The 18,484-nt window shown below is 41.7% G+C and carries 18 protein-coding genes and 1 pseudogene; 12 read left to right on the top strand and 7 right to left on the bottom strand.

Features of this window, described 5'->3' with window-relative positions:
* Positions 1-228: 228 nt before the first annotated feature.
* The 6 genes from J699_RS07355 (at position 229) to J699_RS07380 (ending at position 7,935) form a co-directional block, all read left to right on the top strand.
* Positions 229-2,526 carry a TonB-dependent receptor gene (locus J699_RS07355; protein ID WP_032868707.1) on the top strand — a complete coding sequence of 766 codons (2,298 nt, stop codon included), beginning with the start codon at positions 229-231 and terminating at the stop codon, positions 2,524-2,526.
* A 106-nt stretch (positions 2,527-2,632) separates the two neighbouring features.
* The gene (locus J699_RS07360) at positions 2,633-3,316 is read left to right on the top strand and encodes a Fe2+-dependent dioxygenase (RefSeq protein WP_032868761.1); all 684 of its coding nucleotides are present in this window, start codon (positions 2,633-2,635) and stop codon (positions 3,314-3,316) included.
* A gap of 457 nt (positions 3,317-3,773) precedes the next feature.
* On the top strand, positions 3,774-5,471 hold the full coding sequence (gene leuA / locus J699_RS07365) for a 2-isopropylmalate synthase (protein WP_032868706.1): 1,698 nt from the start codon (positions 3,774-3,776) through the stop codon (positions 5,469-5,471).
* 126 nt (positions 5,472-5,597) lie between these two features.
* Positions 5,598-6,758, top strand: a complete 1,161-nt coding sequence (metX, locus tag J699_RS07370; RefSeq protein ID WP_032868705.1) for a homoserine O-succinyltransferase MetX — start codon at positions 5,598-5,600, stop codon at positions 6,756-6,758.
* Positions 6,758-7,351, top strand: coding sequence for a methionine biosynthesis protein MetW (gene metW / locus J699_RS07375; protein WP_004775800.1), 594 nt, complete (start codon positions 6,758-6,760; stop codon positions 7,349-7,351). Before metX ends, metW begins: the two co-directional genes overlap by 1 nt.
* The gene (locus J699_RS07380) at positions 7,348-7,935 is read left to right on the top strand and encodes a tetratricopeptide repeat protein (RefSeq protein ID WP_005227336.1); all 588 of its coding nucleotides are present in this window, start codon (positions 7,348-7,350) and stop codon (positions 7,933-7,935) included. Before metW ends, J699_RS07380 begins: the two co-directional genes overlap by 4 nt.
* A gap of 93 nt (positions 7,936-8,028) precedes the next feature.
* Here J699_RS07380 and J699_RS0218745 read toward each other — a convergent pair whose 3' ends face one another.
* From J699_RS0218745 to J699_RS07390, 5 genes and pseudogenes are all read right to left on the bottom strand, one after another.
* The gene (locus tag J699_RS0218745) at positions 8,029-8,472 is read right to left on the bottom strand and encodes a hypothetical protein (RefSeq protein WP_228131927.1); all 444 of its coding nucleotides are present in this window, start codon (positions 8,470-8,472) and stop codon (positions 8,029-8,031) included.
* Between the two features lie 72 nt (positions 8,473-8,544).
* A complete protein-coding gene (locus J699_RS0218740; RefSeq protein ID WP_032868759.1) occupies positions 8,545-8,958 on the bottom strand; it encodes a hypothetical protein in 414 nt (137 codons plus the stop codon).
* Between the two features lie 22 nt (positions 8,959-8,980).
* The gene (locus J699_RS07385; protein ID WP_032868703.1) at positions 8,981-9,415 is read right to left on the bottom strand and encodes a hypothetical protein; all 435 of its coding nucleotides are present in this window, start codon (positions 9,413-9,415) and stop codon (positions 8,981-8,983) included.
* Positions 9,416-10,581: 1,166 nt separating this feature from the next.
* Positions 10,582-10,854: pseudogene (locus J699_RS19350) on the bottom strand (PAAR domain-containing protein); the annotation flags it as partial.
* Positions 10,855-10,857: 3 nt separating this feature from the next.
* On the bottom strand, positions 10,858-11,301 hold the full coding sequence (locus J699_RS07390; RefSeq protein ID WP_032882845.1) for a PAAR domain-containing protein: 444 nt from the start codon (positions 11,299-11,301) through the stop codon (positions 10,858-10,860).
* 135 nt (positions 11,302-11,436) lie between these two features.
* Between J699_RS07390 and rdgB the strand changes: the two genes are divergently transcribed.
* Positions 11,437-12,060 carry an RdgB/HAM1 family non-canonical purine NTP pyrophosphatase gene (rdgB, locus tag J699_RS07395; protein WP_032868701.1) on the top strand — a complete coding sequence of 208 codons (624 nt, stop codon included), beginning with the start codon at positions 11,437-11,439 and terminating at the stop codon, positions 12,058-12,060.
* A gap of 17 nt (positions 12,061-12,077) precedes the next feature.
* Here rdgB and J699_RS07400 read toward each other — a convergent pair whose 3' ends face one another.
* Positions 12,078-12,965: a permease gene (locus J699_RS07400; RefSeq protein ID WP_032882843.1), complete on the bottom strand. Its 888-nt coding sequence runs from the start codon at positions 12,963-12,965 to the stop codon at positions 12,078-12,080.
* A gap of 153 nt (positions 12,966-13,118) precedes the next feature.
* Here J699_RS07400 and tatA point away from each other — a divergent pair, with 153 nt between their 5' ends.
* The 4 genes from tatA (at position 13,119) to J699_RS07420 (ending at position 16,715) form a co-directional block, all read left to right on the top strand.
* Complete coding sequence (gene tatA, locus J699_RS07405) at positions 13,119-13,334, top strand: Sec-independent protein translocase subunit TatA (protein ID WP_032876465.1); 216 nt, start codon at positions 13,119-13,121, stop codon at positions 13,332-13,334.
* Between the two features lie 12 nt (positions 13,335-13,346).
* Complete coding sequence (gene tatB / locus J699_RS07410; RefSeq protein WP_032868697.1) at positions 13,347-13,787, top strand: Sec-independent protein translocase protein TatB; 441 nt, start codon at positions 13,347-13,349, stop codon at positions 13,785-13,787.
* Positions 13,784-14,548, top strand: a complete 765-nt coding sequence (tatC, locus tag J699_RS07415; RefSeq protein ID WP_005283090.1) for a twin-arginine translocase subunit TatC — start codon at positions 13,784-13,786, stop codon at positions 14,546-14,548. The genes tatB and tatC overlap by 4 nt, the downstream gene beginning before the upstream one ends.
* A 181-nt stretch (positions 14,549-14,729) precedes the next feature.
* Complete coding sequence (locus J699_RS07420; protein ID WP_009510620.1) at positions 14,730-16,715, top strand: PhoX family protein; 1,986 nt, start codon at positions 14,730-14,732, stop codon at positions 16,713-16,715.
* A gap of 50 nt (positions 16,716-16,765) precedes the next feature.
* Here J699_RS07420 and J699_RS07425 read toward each other — a convergent pair whose 3' ends face one another.
* Positions 16,766-17,548, bottom strand: a complete 783-nt coding sequence (locus J699_RS07425; protein WP_032868694.1) for an NRDE family protein — start codon at positions 17,546-17,548, stop codon at positions 16,766-16,768.
* Positions 17,549-17,654: 106 nt separating this feature from the next.
* Between J699_RS07425 and lgt the strand changes: the two genes are divergently transcribed.
* Positions 17,655-18,467, top strand: a complete 813-nt coding sequence (gene lgt, locus J699_RS07430) for a prolipoprotein diacylglyceryl transferase (protein WP_005227354.1) — start codon at positions 17,655-17,657, stop codon at positions 18,465-18,467.
* Positions 18,468-18,484 lie beyond the last annotated feature (17 nt).

Here is an 18,484-nt window from a genome sequence, read left to right as displayed (position 1 = left end):
TTTGCATAAAACAGAGAAATCTAAATTAAAAATAAACTAAGAAAAAATAATCGTTTTTCCAGATTAAAGAAAAAAATCAACAAATTAACTACATTTCAGAACAAAACTTTATTCGTATTTCCATAATTAAAAGCTTAAGGAATTGGAAAAATCAATTCCAAACAAATGAATATAGAAATAAGAATGATTATTCTTTGCATGAATTTTTATACTGTTTAGGCGTGTCTCATGTCGTTTATCAAATCACGGAAGAAACTTGTCTCTTCTGCAATTGCATCATCCCTTTCGGTTATTGCAGTACCTGCGATTGCACAAGAACAACCCGTTCAACTCCCAACCATTCATGCGCATGCAGAACAAGAACAGAGCCTCAAGGTTGATAACTCTGCAAATGCAAAATTTGTTGCACCCCTTAAAGACACTCCGAAATCAGTCTCTATCCTTTCTCAAAAACTAATTAAAGATACCAACTCGAATACCTTACTCGAAGCACTTCGTTATGAGCCAGGGATTACTTTAGGTGCGGGTGAAGGTGGTACACCATTTACAGATATGCCCTATATTCGTGGTTATAGTGGACAATCATCAATTTATGTAGATGGTGTACGTAACACCACCTCACAAAGCCGTGACATGTTCGCGATTGAACAGGTTGAAGTCATTAAAGGCTCTTCTTCTGCCCTCGGTGGAGGTGGCAGTGTGGGTGGTAGCATTAATCTTGTCCCGAAAGTGGCCCATCAGGGTGATGTATATCAGGGCAGCATTCAAGGGGGTACCGACAACTATCGCCATATCCAGCTGGATGCCAATAAAGATTTCGGCAATGGTATCGCAGGTCGTGTTGTGGTGATGGGTCATGAAAATGAAAAACCAGGTCAACACAATGGTGCAGAATTTGCTCGTGCAGGTCTCGCATCAAGCCTTGCTTTTGGCTTAGACACAGCAACACGCGGTACATTCAGCTATTACTATTTACGTAGTAATGACGAACCAGATGCTGGTATTCCATTTAATAATCCAACACGCGCTCCTGCGGGTGTAACGCTTAATCCAGGTGATGGTCGCCCAGTAAGCGTCAAAGCCGGCACCTATTATGGCTGGAAAGATCGTGATTTTGACAAACGTGAAAATCACATTGGTACCTTCAAGTTGGAACACGATTTCAATGAAGATCTGACCTTGTCAAATGTGATGACTTATAACAAATCGAAGTCGGACTATGTCTATACCAATGCGGATGACTCAAATGGCAATATTTACCGCGGTACAATTGCTCGCCGTGCTTTAAGCCGTATTCTGGATACCGATGCGTATAGCGATCAGCTTTCTTTAAGAGGCAAGTTCAACACTGGTGCATTTAAACATTCATTTAATGTAGGTACTGAGTGGAGCTATCAAAATACCGATCAGGGCATGCACACCTTTACCAATGCGGCTGGCCAAACGACTTCAACTATTCTGGCTTCGAATGTCAGTGGTTGTGACACAGCTTCCGCTACTTCAAATGGCTGGTGTACGGGTTTAAATAATCCAGGCAATGGTCGCTTTACTGACAGTTTAGGCAGTATCAAAGGACAATCAACTACGCGTAGCCGTACTGCCTCTGTTTATGCCCTTGACAGTATTGAGTTTAACCCACAATGGTTACTTAACTTAGGTGTTCGTTGGGACAAATTTGATACCGAGAAGAAATATAATAAAGATGTCTATGCGACAGATAAAGGCGCTTATGACTACTCTAAAGTTGCCACAGCTAAAGGCACTAAATACGAAAGTGACGCTGATTTCTTTACTTATCAGGCCGGTTTAGTGTTTAAGCCAACTGAAGCAGGCAGTATCTATGCAAGTTTTGCGACTTCTGCAAATCCAGTGGGTGTTTTAGCTGAAGGTGATAACAGCGATAATGCGCTCGGTACAACAGATATTGTGAATAACCTGAAGCCTGAAGAAGCACGGACTTTTGAAATCGGAACCAAATGGGACCTGTTTAATGAACGTGCCAATTTAACCGCAGCTATTTTCCGTACTGAAAAGCAAAATACCCGTATTCAAATTGATCCAACCACAACCACCAATGCGGGTGAAAGTAAAGTAGATGGATTTGAAGTGAGCTTAAACGGCAAAATTACCAATAAATGGGATATTTCTGCTGGTTATAGCTATCTGGACAGCGAAATCACTAAGGCAGCTTATAATGCCGTCGCGCAAGAAGGTAAACCACTTCCATTCGTTGCGAAAAACAGTGCAACTTTATGGTCAACATATAAAGTATTACCGAACTTAACACTAGGTGCGGGCGCAGAATATCGTGATCAAGTGTTTGTAAACACAACAGCACCGAAATTCTTGCCAACTTATACCATCTACAATGCAATGGCAAAATACGATGTAAACAAAAATGTAAATTTACAACTTAACGTGAATAACATTGGCGATAAACGTTACTTTACCAGCGCACATGCTGCACATTATGCATTTGAAGGTAATGGTCGTAACGCGGTACTTGCTGTTAATTTTAAATACTAAGTAACAGCGCCATAATAACTTTATGGCATTCAACTGAGTTCATATAAAATAGCCTCGTCATGAGGCTATTTTTACAAATGCAATAAATATTCAAAAGGTGTTCAGCGTGATCCATCATATTCCCAATGTATTAAGCAAACAACAAGTTGCAGAATTCCGCCAGTTAATGGCAGATGCAAATTGGGTGGGTGGAAAAGTGACTGCGGGGACCCTCTCTGCTTCAGTGAAACAAAATCAGCAGCTTTCAGAACAAGATCCCCTGACCCATGCGCTTAGTGATATTGTGATCAAAGCGATCTGGCAACATTCACTGTTTCAGGCTGCGGCATTACCGCATAAAATTATTCCGCCCCTGTTCAATCGTTATGATGAATCTGAAAGCTTTGGCTTCCATGTCGACAACTCGATTCGCCTGATTCGAGGTACATCCGAGCAAATCCGCACCGATTTATCCTGCACCCTGTTCTTAAGCGAACCGGAAGAATACGAAGGCGGCGAACTGGTGGTTGAGGATACATATGGTTACCATGAGATCAAACTTCCCGCTGGTGATGTGGTGCTTTATCCATCAACCAGTTTGCATGAAGTCAGTAGTATTGGCTCTGGAACCCGTTTCGCATCATTCTTTTGGGTACAAAGCCTAATTCGGGATGATAGCAAGCGACACCTGCTCTTCTCTTTAGATGAAAGTATCCGTGAACTGCGTAAAACTCATGGCGATGCTTATCCAGAAGTAATGAAACTCACCAATATTTACCATAACCTGATCCGGATGTGGTCTGAACTATAAATCGCATAATTTTCAAATCTTAGAGATAAAATTATTTTTTTTATCTCTAATTCATAAAATTACGGGAAATTTTCCCCATTACAATTAAAATAGTGCAAAAAACAGGGAAATATTTTCCATGCATTGTCTTTAAAATGTTTTATAGACCTTTGCAGCCGTCTGTATTTTCGCCTAGACTGAACCCAGTTAGATGATTAATATAACTGCAAAATTAAATAACTCATACGAATGGTAGATGATGAAAACAAATCGCGGCTTTACCCACCCGTCTCATACAACACATCTTGCTGCTCTTCTCCTGATGCTGCGCCTCGCGCGCGTATAAATTTTTAGCCTACCTTTTTAGGCACTCGATCCCCAGATTCGCTTTAAATTAATTCTTATAGACACCATATATATTTGTAGCACGTTGCCTTTTATTTGACTCAGCAACCATGCTACGACAAGGAGTTATCTCATGATGTTGGCTGACCCAAGCAAAAAATACCGCCGTATGTACCAGCGCGTCGATTTACCCGATCGCCAGTGGCCAAATAATGAAATCAATCAGGCACCGATCTGGATGAGCACCGACCTTCGTGACGGTAATCAGGCAATTTTTGAACCGATGAACATGGAACAAAAATTAAAAATGTTCCATATGTTGGTCAAGATTGGCTTTAAACATATTGAAATCGGCTTCCCCTCTGCCTCTCAAATCGACTTCGACTTCACCCGTAAGTTAATTGAAGAAAATTTGATTCCGGATGATGTCTATATCGAAGTATTGGTGCAAGCACGTGATCACTTGATTGAACGTACTTTTGAAGCATTGGTCGGTGCAGAACGTGCCATCGTGCATATCTATAATTCAAACTCGCCGACTTTCCGCAAGAAAGTCTTGAATGTCGATGCCAACGGCTCAAAACAGCTTGCCATGAATGCGGCAAGTAAAGTCAAGGAATATGCGGCACAGTACCCGGCAACTGAGTGGATTTTCCAGTACAGTCCCGAATGTTTCACCGCAACCGAATTAGAAGTCGCAAAGGAAGTCTGTGATGCGGTGACTGAAATCTGGGAAGCTTCACCGACCAATAAAGTCATTTTGAACTTGCCTGCAACCGTGGAAGTGTCGACGCCGAATGTCTATGCCGATCAAATCGAATGGATGCACCGCAATTTGGCACGTCGTGATGGCGTGATTATCTCGGTACATTGTCACAATGACCGTGGTTGCGGTATCGCAGCCTCTGAATTGGCAATTATGGCAGGTGCTGACCGTGTTGAAGGCTGTGTATTTGGAAATGGTGAACGTACTGGTAACGTTGACGTTGCGGCAATTGCCTTGAACATGTATACCCAGGGTGTTGCACCTAACTTGGACTTCTCAAATATCAATGAAGTGATTGCAACGGTCGAAGAATGTACGGGTTTACCTGTGCATCCTCGTCATCCATATGCCGGTGATTTAGTCTTTACCGCATTCTCGGGTTCACACCAGGATGCGATTAAGAAAGGTTTCGAGTTCCAGAAAAACGAAGACATCTGGGATATGCCTTATTTACCAATCGATCCGAAAGATTTGGGCCGTGACTATGATGCAGTGATCCGTGTGAATAGCCAATCAGGTAAAGGTGGTATTGCTTACTTGTTAGAGTCGAATTACAACGTTGCCTTGCCACGTCGTGTACAAATCGAATTTAGCCAGATCGTACAGCAACATACCGATGAAAATGGCACTGAAATCAGCGCCCATGAAATCTGGTCTTTGTTTGAAAAAACCTATGTGGATGTGAAAAACAGCCATTATCACACCAAGCATTATCAATTGTCGGATATTAATGGTACACAAATCATTGAATTAGACGTTGAAATTGATGGTGAAATTCAACGTCTACGCGGTGAAGGTAATGGCCCGATCTCGGCCATGTTGAATGCTTTACAGTTACCGATTGACGTGGTGAACTACGAAGAGCGCAGCATCAGTTCAGGTGCCAATGCCAAAGCTCTTGCCTTGATTGAGCTTCAGGTGAAAGGTACAGGTAAGAGTGCATTCGGCGCTGGCGTACATGACAACATCGTGACCTCATCAATTGAAGCCATTATTGCATGTACCAACCGCTTGATTGAGCAAGGTGTGTTGACGACCGACCAAGTGGCTGCCGCAGCCGTGTAGATCGGTGAAATATCACATAATCGTCAGTAAAGCTGAGTTGTAATATCAGAAAAAATGACTTTTGAAAGGATACCTGAATTGGTATCCTTTTATTATTAATGATTTATTATAGGGCGAATCATTCCAGTGTCTTTTCCATCGGATTCAGTGGGTTTAGTCACTCCACAAAAGTTTCAATTTGAACAACCGCTAGAGCTTGAATGTGGCCGCATATTGCCACGTTTTGATTTAATGGTTGAAACCTATGGAACACTCAATGCAGATAAATCCAATGCCATTCTGATTTGTCATGCACTCTCAGGACATCATCACGCTGCCGGCTATCATCATGAAGATGATAAAAAAGCAGGCTGGTGGGATAGCTGTATTGGCCCTGGAAAAGCAATTGATACCGACCATTTCTTTGTTGTTTCATTAAATAATATCGGGGGCTGTAGTGGCTCAACCGGCCCAACCTCACCGAATCCAGAAAATGAAAATCGTCCTTATGGTCCAGACTTTCCACTGGTTACCGTGCGGGACTGGGTCAAAACCCAAGCCATGCTATCTGACCGACTCGGTGTTGAGGTTTGGTATTCCATTATTGGTGGCTCTTTAGGTGGCATGCAAGCCTTGCAATGGTCACTGGATTACCCTGATCGCCTAAAAAAATGTGCCGTTATTGCCAGCGCACCAAAATTATCAGCTCAAAATATTGCCTTTAACGAGGTGGCACGCCAATCAATTCTCTCTGATCCAGACTTCCATCATGGCCGCTATCTGGAAAATGACAGCTATCCGAAACGTGGCCTGATTCTGGCACGTATGGTCGGGCATATCACCTACTTATCTGAAGAAGCCATGAAGCAGAAATTTGGCCGTGACCTCAAGTCAGGCAAATTTATGTATGGTTTCGATGTCGAATTTCAGGTTGAAAGCTATTTGCGTTACCAAGGCGAACAATTTAGTCGCAATTTCGATGCAAATACGTACTTGATTATGACCAAGGCACTGGATTATTTTGACCCTTCCCGTGAATATGAGCACTCTTTAACAAAGGCCATGAGTAAGCCGAAATGCCAGTTTCTGGTGATTTCATTTACCACGGACTGGCGTTTTAGTCCGAGCCGTTCACAGGAACTGGTGGATGCCTTGATTGATAATCATAAGCCTGTCAGCTACCTGGATATTGATGCCGAGCAAGGTCACGACTCATTCTTGTTCCCTATTCCCCTCTATGTAAAAACACTACGGGCATTTTTAGGTGGAGAACAACAGTTGCAATCGACACGACAGGAGCAGCACTGATGCGTATAGATCAACAACTTGCCGAAAAATGGATTAACCCGAACTCTAGCGTGTTAGACTTAGGCTGTGGTGATGGTGAATTGCTGGCTCACATGAGCAAACAGCACAATATTCGTGCCTATGGGTTAGAAATTGATCAAGAAAAGATTGCAATTGCCATCAGTCGGGGGTTAAATATTATCCAACAGGACTTGAACCTCGGTTTAAGCCGCTTTGCCGACCAGTCTTTTGACTCTGTGGTTATGGCACAAGCTTTGCAAGCTGTAGATGCACCCGATGTATTACTCCGTGATATGGTGCGTGTCGGCAAACAGGCAATTATTACTTTTCCAAACTTTGCGCATTGGAAGACGCGTTCTTTTCTTGCATTAAAAGGGAAAATGCCTGTTTCGGAAGCTTTACCTTATATGTGGTATAACACCCCGAATATTCATTTATGTACTTTCCGTGACTTTGAAGCCTTATGTGCCGAGAACCGGATTAAAATTATTAATCGACTTGCCGTTAATGGTGACCAACAAGGTAGTATGCTCAGCAAGCATATGCCGAACCTATTTGGTGAAGTCGCAATTTATCGAGTGAGCGCTCTATGAAAAAGACATTAATCAGCACATTTTTATTTGGTCTGATCAGTATACAAGCGCACGCTGACTATGTTGCCCAACCACAATCGGTCGCAACACAGGCAGCGCGTTATTCAGTGATGGACATCGGTGGATTACAAAGCGCAGCCAAATCTGGTCAGGCGGGGGCACAATTTTATTTAGCGACCCGTTATCAGTATGGTAAAGACGTGGCTAAAGATGAGAAACAGGCATTTACCTTATTCAAGGCTGCTGCGGATCAAGGTTTATCAGCAGCACAATTGAATGTGGGCCGTATGTATGCCGATGGTATTGGCACCAAGAAAGACGAAGCTTTGGCACGTAAATATTTCGAGAAAGCAGCCAGCAATGGCGATAACCGTGCCAGCTTTAATCTTGCCATGATGGAAGAGCAAAAGAAAAACTATATGGGCGCTTATCAGTGGTATGAGCTTTCAACCCGTGATGGCATGCTCGATACCAAAGTGATCAAGCTTTCTGAAGGTAAGAAAACGGCGCTGGCAGCAAACTTGACCCAAGACCAGATTCGTACTGCACGTGACCGTGCTGATAAATGGATTCAAGCGCAATAATCTTGTTTAGAGATATTAAGTAATAAAAAACCGACTTGTAAGAGTCGGTTTTTTATTTAGATCTAATTTTTAGTTGCCTGTTAAACGCTTCGATCAAAGTTCTTTTACTTTTCTGGTTCTAAATAGATAATACCAACATCTACCTTTTCCAAAACTCGCCCCAGGATTCTCTTTAATATCTTCAAGAGATTTTCCATTTGAATAGTCCACTATTCTAGGCTCATAATCTTCAAAAAAAACATAAATTTGTGGGGCGCTAGCGGACATTTTTTTTAAATTCGGCCTAAAAAAATAATAAGACTCGGCCTTAGGGGTAATCTTAAATCGACCATGCTCATCTGTTTTAATACTTGTATTATCGTTAAGGCTATACCCGATATATCCTTCTCTACTAGAAATGGGCTTTTTTGTTTTAATATCAAAAACTTGCCCATATACCTCTGGTTTTAAATAATAGTTTTTCGGTGTACAAGCAATTAGCCCTGTAATGCAAAATACAAAAAAATTATCTTCATAGTCGTATACACAAAAATTCACAATTTGACTTAAGAATAAAATTTCAAATAATACTTATCATAGCTATTTAACATATAGCCACAAAATTAAATTCTATTTCTCAGGATCCAAATATACTTTTCCTATTTCAATTTTATTATAAGAATCAAAGCCTATTTTTTCTTCTGGGACTTGTTCCCAAAAGAACTTCGAGTAATCCAGTATTTCTCCATCACAACCTTCAATATATATAAATATCTGTAAAGGCAAATCTTTGTAAGCACTAATATTGGGACTAAACAGATAATATTCTTTTTTAAGTGGATATATTATAAACTTACCAGACGAACTTAATGAAACTTTTGGAGTTTTATCTGTAGGCAAAGTAAAACCTATATAACCCTTATGATTTACTAAAGGCTTTTTAGAGTTCTTATTATAGATATATCCTGTAATTTCTGGGGTAAGATAGATAACTTTCTTCGTACAAGATACAGTTAAAAACAAAAAAACTAACAATCCCCCCAATATCAACCTATTCAATTAAGATTTATTCCTCTCGATCCAAATAAACAATGTTAATATTTATTTTCTTATAATACTGAAACCCAGTTTTATCTTGAGAAACTTGTTCACCATAAAATTTAGAGTAATCTATAACTTTTCCTTCATACCCATCAAACTCGATATAAATCTCTGGAGGCATAGAGTTATATTTCAAAACATTTGGACGGATAAAATAATAGGATTTTGTAACTGGCGCAATTTCAAAATGACCATTCTTCTCGATTTTTATTTTAGGGGCATTCTCACCAGTCAACCCGTTGAAACCAAATACTCCAAATTGCTCTTTTATCGGTTTTTTACTGACATTCTCATAAACATATCCTTCAACCGCAGGAGTAAGATATAAGATCTTTTTCGTGCATGCTGTAGAGGTTAGCCCTAAGAAAACTAGAGATAAAATAATTAAAAATTTTCTCATTTTAATGAAATTCCTGAAATAAATATAAGGCTAATAACATCTTTTTCATTCGCAATAAGTCTAGCGTCCCATCCTGGTATAGAGGTAAGACTACCTTCTGCATATTTCATCAGATCCATTTCTCCAGTCATTGGATATGTCGTTCCTTTTTTAGGAGATTGATAAATCTCAGATGATCCATGATGTGTTATAGACTCTTTTGAACCTGCATACGCACTGATAATTGCATGTCCAGTTTCATGTGCCACTGTTTCTTTAAATTTCTTACTAGATAAATCCTCTCCATAAAAACCCCAAGTACCATCGAAATTTAAATATCCAGTCATATAGGCAGTTTTTCTAGAAATAATAGAATTTGAACTTCTAAACATAGGGTCATTTGGGTTAACGTTCGTAACAAAATTAAGCTTCATTTCTGGCATAGCATTTGAAACTGAAGAAATCGCTTTTACAAATACTTCGTAATTTTCACCATGTATAGAAATATATTTACCTGTTGGATGCGTATTATTACGTCCCCAATAATAATTTATGCCAGTCAATGCTAATTGAAGAAGTTCACTAAAAGCTTTAGTTTGTGTTCTATAGGGCGCTACTTTATAACGTTTAATCTGTGTATCTGGAACGAAATGACCATTAAATAATCCTGAAGCTCCACCATCAGTCAAATTGACACGTAAGGTTATATATACCTTTTTGGTTTTTCTTCCAATAACAACATCCATCCAATCTTTTTTAAAATATTTGAATTTAAATGTTTTTTCATCTGTCGATATAACACTACCTCCATTATATCCTTTGATTTGAACAGTCAGCCCACTTTCTTTCGTAAACAGCTTACTATTATACAAATCATTAATAAAACCATCCCAAGCTATTTTTATCGTTGAGCCCGATATAAAAGCTTTTTCAATTTTTTTAACTTCAACAAACGCCCCATCTTGCTTTACTGCTAAAGCAATAGCTTCAAAGGCTCCATGTTTAACTTTTGCTGTAAAAACCAATTCTTTTGTCGATGGCTTTCCATCAAAAGAAGGTACTCCAAGAGGAATAAAAGGCTTGTTATCCACGTCTAAAAGTTCAACCGCATATTTCGTATCAACAAAACTATCCGTTGTATTTTGCTTGTTATTTACAAAAGATGATGTTGCTGTAGTTATAGTACTTCCAGAGCCACTGCTCCCAACAACATGTGTTTGTTGAGGCATGATGGTTGCACCACACGTTAGCTTATCACCAACATAAGCGACAGGTTTACCATCAAAAATGACATGATCATGGCTTTTTATCACTGTTGACCAGCATCTACATTTAGGACAAAAATGCCCATCTCCCGCCCTTACAAATAAATTTCCCTGCTGAGAACTCATCATTTGGGTTGCTGGAATCATGCCACCGTGATCTGTAAATGCATTATGAATTGCAAAACCTTTTGCCATAATTTAGTCCTTTAGAGAGGTATCACAACTTAGAAATTGATCGATTTTTGGCTGATCTTTAAAAATACGTATCGCAACGGATGTATTTGGACTATCAATAATCTCATCACCATTTTCTAAATGGCTCCCCACCAAAGCAACTGGCACGCCATCAAGTACGCATGCTTGACCTGCACCTGAAATGATTTTAGAAGTTGTACCATCCTTATAAATAACGTCATCGCCCACACGAGCAATCGACATCTCTGCAATTTTATAATGATGATAAGAAGTACTAACTAAACCACCATTTTTTGTTTTAGCACCATTTACAGCAAGATAATGAAGCGTCTGTGGCTTATTCTCCCAATATAGCTGTTCAGCCCTTAAAGTCTGCTCAATATCTTCCTGAGACATTTGCTGCAATTGCTCTATAGCCAATTCATGTAAAAAGGTCGGACTCATCATTTACCCTCTATTCTTATTCTTTCGAGTCTAAGCATAACAAATTTCACAAAATAGACATACCTGTATGTATCAAGTATCTATTTTCATAAAATTTGCCTAAAATCCTCTTTAATTTTTTCTGATCTGAAAACGGATATGTCTACCCAATCCTGGCTCAACCAAGGCAGCCTTGTGCTTGCAAGTAATAACAAAGGCAAAGTTGTCGAATTTGAACACCTCTTTCAACAGCTTAACCTTCCTGTTGAAATCATTCCTCAAGGCAAACTGGATATTGAAGATGCCATCGAAGATGGTCTCAGCTTTGTTGAAAATGCCATTATCAAGGCACGTCATGCGTCTAAGCTTTCAGGTAAACCTGCACTTGCAGATGACTCCGGGCTATGTGTTCCGGTTTTAGGCGGTGCGCCTGGCATCTACTCTGCACGCTATGCAGGCGAACATGGTAACGATGCTGCCAATAATCAAAAGTTGCTGGCCGATCTTGCACCTTTTCGTAAAGATGGTGAAGTGATTGAAGGGATGTTTGTGTGTGTACTCGCACTGGTCACGCATGCAGAAGACCCGCTGCCACAAATTTTCCAAGGTATCTGGAAAGGTGAGATTTTAACAGCAGCTCGTGGCGAAAATGGCTTTGGTTATGACCCTTTATTTTGGCTACCTGAACTCAATGTGTCGAGTGCCGAACTCAGCAAGGCAGAGAAAAATAAGATCAGTCATCGTGGCCAAGCCATGCAGCTATTTAAAGCCAGTCTGGTTTAAAACACGCAAGTGCTCTCCTAAATGAGGGCACTTTTTATATGTAGCAATAGACCATAGATCACAATCACAATACAACTGACGATGGTTCCCGCAGCAATATAGCGGACTGAAACACCTGTCCCTTGATAATGCGTCTCCAATGCCACAATATTGGCGGCAGGCGGTAAACAGAATAAGAAAAACAGAACTGGAATCAAAAATTCAATCTGCGGCATGGCGACAAAATAATAAGTCATGGTACATATGATGACGCCACAGAATAGCTTGAACATTAAGGTTCGAGTACTCAGCAGCAAATCAGCCACATGTACACGGGTATGTCTCAGCCACATTCCCAGAATGCACATCCCGGCAAAGCTCATCCCAAACTTGGCAATCTCATACGCCCCTTCTACCAGCGCATTGCCCTGCAAATGATGCCCTCCCAACAGCCATAAAACCAAGGCTGCGAACAAGGCCAATACAGGGGGTGATTTCAGTACTTTTTGCAATGTTGCAAGGTAATCCGTCGGCCCGTCTGAAACCGCAGCCACCGCCCAGATATTGCCAAACAGTGAACCACCAATATATAACGCAATCATGGCTGCGCTGACCTGCTCTCCAAATAAGGCGATAGCAAATGGAAAACCTACCCAGCCGATGTTGCTATAACTTACACAGAGCGCTTGTAAGCGATCCTTCGAAAAATGGAAAAAGCCATAAAATAAAATAATCGATGTAATAAAACTAAATCCCATCAAGGCCAAGCTGCCTGCCTGATAAAACACCATGTTGTAGATGATCACCGCCGGGATAAAAAGCCGTGCCAATAAGGAAGATAGGACTTTCTTCGCCTGTTCTGCGACTCTGAACTGAGCAAGCAATAGCCCGAATATAAAGGCACTTACTGGAAGAATGAAGGTCATGTCGATCTATTTTTTATCATGTCTTGATAGGCTGCTTATGCTAGCACTATTTATTATGGGATAAATACACTGTCTTAAAACTGCAATATAAATGTCACATCTTTGTCATGCCAAACTGTTGAGATATATCCAAAGTTTTATAGGAATAGAATAATGGCGGGTTTATCAATTTGGCATGTACTGATTTTTGCAATCGTGGTGATTCTACTTTTCGGTACATCAAAGCTTAAAAATCTGGGTAAAGATGTCGGTGGCGCAGTGAAAGATTTCAAAAAATCCATGAAAGAAGACGAAACGGCGGCCTCTTTAAATGAACCTCGCACTATTGATGCTCAAGTTAAAAATACTGAAAGCTCGGTAAAAAGTTAAGCGAGCACGACTATGCTGAATTTGGGAATGACCGAGATCTTTTGCTTTGCAGTGATTGCATTGCTGGTGCTCGGTCCTGATAAATTACCAGAAGCTGCCCGGTTCGTAGCGAAATGGTATGGAAAAATTAAAAAGTTTATCAACAATATTCAGAATGAAATTGACCGCGAACTTCGCCTTTCCGAGTTCCGCGAAGAAATGCAAAAAGAAATTGATAAAATCACAGAACTTGAACGCAGGATGCAACAACAGCTAGATGCGCTTAAAAATACACAAACGCCTTCCGAGACTGAACAAGTCAAAGCTGAGACTAAAGCTTTTATCATCTATAGGTTGAGTCCGCAGCAAGTGATCCTGCCGTTCAGTCTTGAATATCACAAGCAATTACCTTTCAAGCCTGAGCCGAGTCTGTCGACTCAACCGTTTGATACAGAATTAAAGATTGCCGTATGAGCCAGTTACCTTCGACCTCAGTAAATCCTGAAGAAACCCTGCAACAAATGCCAGTGATGCAGCATTTGATCGTACTCCGTCAATATCTGTTCAAGATTGTCGGGGTGACGATTCTGCTGTTCTTCTGTTTATTGCCGTTTAGAAACACGACCTATCAATGGCTTTCAGAACCGTTAAGACAACAGCTACCTGCCAGCTCAACCATGATTGCGACTGATGTCACCGCCACATTCATGGCGCCATTCAAGCTGAATCTGTTTGTAGCATTCATGCTGGCCATGCCGTATATCATTTACCAGATCTGGTCATTTATCAAACCGGCCCTGTATGAAAAGGAACGCCATCTGGCTATTCCGCTGCTATTGGGCAGTATCGTGCTGTTTTATCTGGGTGTAGCCTTTGCCTATTTTATTACCTTGCCGGCAATTTTACATTTCTTTATCAGTGTTTCACCTGAAACCGTTGCCCCAATGACCGATATCAACAGTTATTTAAGTTTCTGTTTAAAACTGTTTTTGGTGTTTGGTTTTACCTTCGAAATTCCCATCATTACCCTGGTTCTGATTTTAATTGGTGTGGTGAGTACCCAGAGCCTGATTGAGAAACGCCGTTTCATTGTGGTCGGCTGTTTCTTTGTTGCCATGTTTGTAACCCCACCTGACGCCTTGTCGATGATTATGCTGGCAGTACCGATGTGGATGTTATTCGAACTGGGTTTATTGTTTGGAAAAATACTCGAAAAACGTAAAGCATCCGCTTAAATGAACCGAATCAGATCCCTGAGCATGCTTCAGGGGTTTTTTATTTTAAATTTATATTTTTTAGCTATTTATAAAAATTCAATTGTCTTGAAACTGCCTTCAAACTGTCAAAAAACTGTCATCTCCACTTCATAGAATCAATCAGGATTTATTTACCCTATATTATAGATACGGAATTATTATGACAGCCAATACCACTCAGCCAAGTCGTCGTGATATTTTAAAATGGTTCGCTGGCGTTCCATTTTTACCATTGGGGGCAATGGGGACAGCAGCAGCTTTAACGGGTTGTAATGATGACAACGATAACAATGTTGTTACACCACCGGCAAAACTGGTTAAATTCAAAAATGCCAAATTTACACCCATGGCAGCACCCTCAACCACAGCAGAAATGGCCACCACTTCAGTCAAGTCTAGCCTGACCGTGACCTGGGAAGACAACACCACTACCGAATATAAACTGGGTTATCAGGAATTTTTCCGCACAGGTATGCAAGTCGACAATATCGATGGCGGTAAAATTATTGCCGGTAGCTATTACGACATCAACAATAAACCGATCCGGGATACCTCGGTGGCAGGTCAGGAACGTCAATTCTTCTCTGACTGTCCAGATGGTTCGTCAATGATTCATCTGCAAGGTGCACAAGTACCGGGCGTCAATAATCCAGTCTTCCATGTGGTGCAGTTCGAATACACCACACAAAACCTAGCTCAACAAAGTATGTATGGGCAATTACCTTCTCCAATTGCGGTACTGACTTTAGATCAGGATCAGAAAACAGGTCATCTGGCATTGAAAAAATACTTCAATGTCGATATGTCCAAAGTGCACGGTCTATGGATTACCTGTGGTGCGAGCCTCTCACCTTGGAATACCCATCTTTCCAGTGAAGAATATGAACCGGATGCTTTTGATCAGATCGGTAGCAGCCTCGCAACCTTGAAAGCCTATAGTAAAAATCTGTATGGCAATGAAAATACGGCGAATGTCTATAACTATGGCCATTTACCGGAAATTATTCTGGATGGTAAAGGTCGTGGTACTGCAGTTAAACATTATTGCCTAGGCCGTATTTCACACGAACTGATTCAGGTGATGCCAGACAACCGCACCGTGATCATGGGCGATGACTATACCAACGGCGGTTTCTTTATGTTTGTTGCAGATAAAGAGAAAGATCTTTCTGCAGGCAGCCTATACGTTGCGAAATACACAGCTGAATTGAATGAAACCTCTACTGCACCGATTAAATGGATCAAACTGGGTCATACCAACAGTAAAACCATTGAAGATCTGGTCAATGTTCGTGGCATTAAAGCCGAAAACATTATGGAGAGCTTAAGCACTGCTCCAGCAGATTTGACCGGCTATACCCAGATTGTACTGGATAAGAAAACCCTGTGGGTCAAGTTAAAAGAAGCCAATAACGGTTTCAGCAAAGCCGAAATCGAACTGGCGGCAGCTTTCCTGGAAACTCACCGTTATGCGGCGCTCAAAGGCGGCAGTATGGCCTTCACCAAAATGGAAGGCACCACGGTAAATATCAAGGATAAAGTGGCTTATTCTGCACTGGCCAATATCCAGGACTCCATGATTGAAGGTAAATCAGGCTGGGTGGCTGAACATAATGTGAAATTCAAAAACACCCTGAAAGCCGGTGGTGTACTTGCACATGACCTTAAAGGCAGCCAGATCGATCACTTAAATGGTGTCATCAATAGTGAATGGACCCCTTACCAAAGTCATATGGTCTTGATGGGCAAGGATATTCCAGTGGACGGTCTGGGCAATACGGCTGATCCAGACAATATCGCCAGTCCAGATAACCTAAAATTCTCTGAAACCTTACGTACCCTGTTCATCGGTGAAGATAGCGGTAACCATACCAATAACTTCCTGTGGGCATATAACGTGGATACCAAGTCTTTAGACCGAATTCTGTCGACACCGGCAGGTGCAGAATCAACCGGTTTACATGCGGTTGATTCAGTCAATGGCTGGACCTATATCATGAGCAATTTCCAGCATGCTGGTGATAGCTCAAAACTGCCTGCTGACTTGAAAGCAACCGTTTTAGCCAACTACAATGGTGGTTATAGTGCCAGCGTCGGCTACATCACTGCTGACCCAGTTGCACCATCAATTGAGAAAAAAGCTTAAATCCAAGCTTTCAGTGCAAAAAGAAAATGCCGACTTCATGTCGGCATTTTTTATGGGTGTAACTCGAGCTCTAACGCAACAATCTGACCCTGCTGTTGCCCTTGCTGGGATTTTTCCAGCCATTGCCATTGTGTTGAGTTGAGTCTTAAAAAGTTTGAGCAGCGTGTGCCGTAGACCGGACTCTGGATAAAGGTCGAAGACAATAAGGCTTCCATTTCATTGCTGATGCCGGTGTCAGGTAACAGGTCCGGAATGACCTTACGTTCATCTTCCAGAATATCCCAGGCCGCATGTCTGAGCTCGGCCTCAGATATTTGTGCTTGTTGCAGCATCGGTAAAAACTCTTGGGTAAAGCGCTTGCGTAAATGTCGGGTCTTTTGCCAATCTTCGGACATTAAGCCATTCGATACCACATATACCCCATTTGCCAGTACCTGAGGCGCTTCACCCCGGTTACTCATGTAAACGGCCTGCTCCCGATCGCCAACAAACAGATTAAAGCCGGCATAATCCTGCTGTTGCTGTTCTAGTTGCTGGGCAAAACGAATCGGTACCAGCTCACTTTCCAGAAAAGACTGGATCAGATGGCCACGTGAAGTGGTGTAGGATTTCTGATCCCGGCCATTACGGAAATTAGTGAGGATGGCCCATCGTCCCGATGCAGTCACGCCCATCCATGTCCCGCCTGACTGCAAGTCCTGTCCGGCCACAATCGGACTCGCGGGCCACTGATGTAAAGCGGCACTAGGACGATGATAAAATTCATCACGATTTGAAAGTAGACATAATGGCATCTCATCCAGTACATGCCATGCGAAAGCGACAATACACATTGATTTGGTTCTCACATCTTTACACATTGAATGTACAACATTTTTCACATCATTCCGCTACAATCTGATCAAAACTTAATTTCAAATTCTACATTGAGGAACAGCAATGCTGACCTATCCAAATATTGATCCAGTTGCGCTGAGCTTAGGACCAGTCAAGGTGCACTGGTATGGACTCATGTATCTGTTGGCTTTTCTATGTGCCTGGGGTTTAGCATCGTACCGCGCTAAACAACGTGATGGCTGGACTGCCGATATGGTTTCAGATCTGGTGTTTTACGGTGCGCTGGGTGTTGTGCTGGGTGGACGTGTCGGCTATGTGCTGTTTTACGAATTCGGTAAGTTTCTGGAAAATCCACTGTGGTTATTTCAGGTCTGGACCGGCGGCATGAGCTTCCACGGCGGTTTCCTGGGTGTCATGATTGCCATGTTGTTCTGGTGCAAAAAGTACCAGAAAACCTGGTTTCAAACCCTGGATTTTATTGCACCATGTGTACCGACAGGCCTTATGTTCGGACGTTTCGGTAACTTTATTGGCGGAGAACTTTATGGCCGTCAGGTGCAAGATCCGAACTATCCGTTCGGGATGATTTTTCCGACTGATCCATTAGGTCTGGTCCGTCATCCTTCACAAATCTACCAAGCACTATGTGAAGGTTTGATCCTGTTTATCGTACTGTGGTGGTTTAGTTCCAAGCCACGTCCACGTATGGCGGTTTCTGCGCTATTCCTGACCGGATATGGTGTTGCCCGCTTCTTTATGGAATTCTTCCGCCAACCCGATGCAGACCAGGGCTTTATCCTGTTTGGCTGGATGACCAAAGGCCAGATCCTCAGTTTCCCAATGATCATCATTGGTCTGTGGATGATCTGGTACGCCTATCGTCGAAATATCTATGACTGGCAGTTAAAGAAATAAAATGATGGGAGCAAAAG

The organism is Acinetobacter sp. 1000160 (assembly GCF_000588715.1).
Lineage (GTDB): Bacteria > Pseudomonadota > Gammaproteobacteria > Pseudomonadales > Moraxellaceae > Acinetobacter > Acinetobacter courvalinii.
The sequence above is the reverse complement of the archived record's forward strand: the minus strand, read 5'-3'. Positions and strand labels throughout refer to the sequence as shown.